At 69.4% G+C, this 3375-nt stretch carries 1 protein-coding gene; it reads right to left on the bottom strand.

Annotation, left to right across the window (positions count from 1 at the left end):
• Window positions 1-398: 398 nt before the first annotated feature.
• Window positions 399-2840 carry a Helicase associated domain protein gene (locus ACFVX9_RS16340; RefSeq protein WP_387982140.1) on the bottom strand — a complete coding sequence of 814 codons (2442 nt, stop codon included), beginning with the start codon at window positions 2838-2840 and terminating at the stop codon, window positions 399-401.
• Between the last annotated feature and the right edge of the window lie 535 nt (window positions 2841-3375).

The raw sequence follows: 3375 nt of genomic DNA, 5'->3' as shown, positions 1-3375 counted from the left end.
CTCTTCCTGCACCTTTCGCCCCTATAGGGGGCTCCCCGCCTCCCTCCCACCCCTATCTTCGGTTGCTCTCCCCCACGCCCCGTTGGCCTTGGCCCCCCGGGACTCAGACCGGGGCGTATGCCCGGCTTGCACTCGTGTCCCGTCCTGCGGCCCACCCGGCCCGCTGCGCGCCCGCACCCACCTGTGAAGTTCGGCCGTGGTGTCAGCAGCGGCGCGAAGCCGTACCGTCCGGTGTCGCGTTCGCCGTATCTCCTTTGCGTTTCTGATCTTGTTACTCGGGTGCCGATGGGATGGGCCTGCGCTGCCCGCCGCGTCCCCGTGGCCGGGGCCCCGGGTGGAGAGTCGGCAACCGGTGATCGGTCGGCCGTACAGCCGCCCGATCACCGGGCCCGGCCGGGTCAGCGCCAGTCGAGCCCGAGCGCGGCGAGCTGGTCGAGCTGCTCGCCGGTCAGCTTCGCCCGGCGGCTCTTGGTGTTGGAGATCCACACCCCGAGCTTCACCTCCACCGTGCCGCCGTCGCCGCCCGGGATCTCCTCCACGTGCTGGCGCGGCACGGTCACCGACCCGGCCCGCTCCCGGTACACAGCGAGCGCGACCACGCCCCGGTCGAACGCGCTCGGCTTCCCGGCGCCGGCCTTCTTCTTCGGCGCCGCTTCCCCGGCCGGGGCCGCCAGCGGCTCGACGCCGAGCGCGGCCAGGCGCCCCTGCTGCCCGTCCATCAGCCCGTGCCAGACGATGTGCTGACGCTGCCGCTCCAACCACCGACCGACATCGAGCCCGTGCACCGTCACCCCCGGCAGCAGATCGGACAACTGCGCCCCACCTTCGACGCAGTCGGCGACAGCGGCGTAGTGGCGCTGCCAGTCCAGCGGCCACCCGGGGTTCCAGTCCGGGTCGATCCCGGCCAGGGCTTCCACCCGGTCCGGCCGCTCAGCCAGCACACCGGGCCGGCGCTGGTTGGACAACCACTGCCCCACCGGCTTGTCCAACGCGGTGGCCGTACGGGGAGCGGCGAGGGTGCCGTGATGCTCGAAGTAGACCCGGCACGCGGCCAAGTTCTCCTCCCACGCCGCGTCCAGTGGGTCCCACACCATGCCCAGGGCTTCGAGGCGCTCGACCCGCTTGCCCTCCATCAACCCGGCCGCGTACGCCTTGCGCTGCTCACTCACCCAGTGCCCCAACGGGTACGCCTTCGCGTACTCCAACCCCTCCCTCGCGGCCTCGCGGTGATCGAACGGCACCCGCAGATGCCCCTCCCGCTTCGCATACCTCTCCGCCGCGGACCACCCGCGCGCCCAGTCCTGCCGCTCCGTGTCGATCACATTGAACGACACCCACCGCGCAACCATCACCGGATCCCTGGGAGCCGAGAAACGCAGCAGCATCCGGCTTTCCTGCTCACCCTCCTGCGGCTCCGAACCGATATCCATGGACGGCTCAACCACATTCGTCTGCTCGACCTGAGGAATCGCCAGCAATTCCACGGCCTCCTCATCATGAGCCCGAAGCGCCTGAAGCACACTCACCAAAGGCCGGTAACTCCCAGAGGTGAACATGTCCTGCGGTGCCTCGCCCTCCTCAAGGAACACCGGCACGATCAACGACGCCAGCTTCCCCTCACCGGGCTTCTGCCGCAGCGCCCGCCCGACCGCCTGCACGATGTCGTGCGGCGCCCCCTTCGGATCCAACAGCGCCACCGAGTCCACCGCCCTGATGTCCACGCCCTCACCCAGCACCCGACACTGCGCCAGCACCGCCCGCCGCGCGCTGCGCCCGAACTCCGCCAGCACCCGCTGGCGTCGCTCGCCGGCGTGCTCGCCCTTAAGCCAGTCCGCCCAGACCCGCTCCGGGTAGAACTCGGGGTCACCAGCGTGCAGCTTCGCCGCCACGGCCGACAGGCCCTCCGCGAACGCCTGCGCCTCGATGGTCCGGTGGTGGAAGGTGATCATCGTCTGCAACCCGTGCTGCGCCATGGTGTGGAGCATGGCGGCCTGGAGCGCGCCGAGCCGCTGGCCCCGGATCTCCTCGCTGCGTTTCTCGGGGCTCATCAGGCGCTCGGGGGTGACGACCGGGTCGGTGAGCTCGGCCACGATGATCTGGTACCGGGCGAGAAGCCCCCGCTTCACCGCCTCGGACAGCGGCAGCTTCCACGCCACCGGCCCGAAGATCGCCTCGTCGTCCATGGACGCGGCCATCTCCTGCGGCAACCGCTCAAGCCGCTCCCCCTCCCGCAGCTCCCACGACGGCGCCGGCCTCTCCTGCCAGATACGCGGGGTCGCCGTCGCGTACAGGCGCCGGGCCGCCGGGATCACGTCCTGGTGGTGGATATCCGCCCACGCCTTCCCCAGACTCCCCGACGTGCGGTGCGCCTCGTCGACCACGGCTAGGTCCAGCGGGTCCAGGCTCTTGCCGTAGGCGCCCTCGAAGGCCTCCGCGAGCACCCCCAGCGAGCTGTAGGTCGCGAAGATGGTCACCGGCCCCGAGCCGTGCCACATCGCCAGCCGGATCGGGTTCGTCGTGCACCGCACGTCCATCGACCACAGCTCGACGTCGTCCTCCATCGAGCACACCGCGACCGCCGGCCCCGTGTGCCCCACTTCCCGCCACGACTTGATGGTCTGCCCCAGCAACGCCAGCGTCGGCACCAGGACGAGCACCCGGCCACGCGGCACCATCCGCCGCGCGGCCGCCGCGCAGATGTACGTCTTCCCGGTCCCGCAGGCCGCGTGAACCTGTGCCCGCAGCCCGTCCGCCGGAACCGCCCCGCCCGGCGGGATGTCCAGCGCGCGAATGATCGCGTCGACCGCCTCGACCTGGTGGTCCCGCAACTCGATGGGCATGTCCCCGATCCTTCCATGGAATGCTGGAGGGGATTTCCTTGACCGCACGAAGCCCGCAAGAGAGTCGAACACGGGGGTGCGTCTGCAACACTGACTCTACACAGTGCATTGCTTTGATGCATCAGGCTTGCTGAAGGCTCCCGATCCAGGGTGATGTACGGCGCTATTCGGGAACAAAACCGGCCCGGAGGTGGCATGTTTCTCGGACGATGATTTTTGGGGCGAGTGGTGACGGGCGTTCAGGGTGGGCGAAGCGAAGCGGAGTCCACTGGGCTCGACAGGGGTGCCAGCCTTGACCGATGGTGAGATATCGGGGAGTGAACTGACAGGAGTGGCCCGGAATTTCTGAACCTACACAGTGCCGCACGTGATGCACCGACCCCTCCCAGCCAGCTGGGATTCCCGCTTGCGGGAATCCAGGTAAACCCGCGAAGCGGGTTTACCTACCGCCTCTGAATTCCGCTTGCGGAATTCTATTCCCGCGCTTGCGCGGGAATTTCGCCGAAGCGAAGCGGAGGCGTGTCCTGCCCGGCGG

Source organism: Kitasatospora sp. NPDC058243 (assembly GCF_042882025.1).
Taxonomy (GTDB): Bacteria; Actinomycetota; Actinomycetes; order Streptomycetales; family Streptomycetaceae; genus Kitasatospora.
Note: the sequence above shows the minus strand (reverse complement) of the source record. Positions and strands in the feature narration are given on the sequence as shown.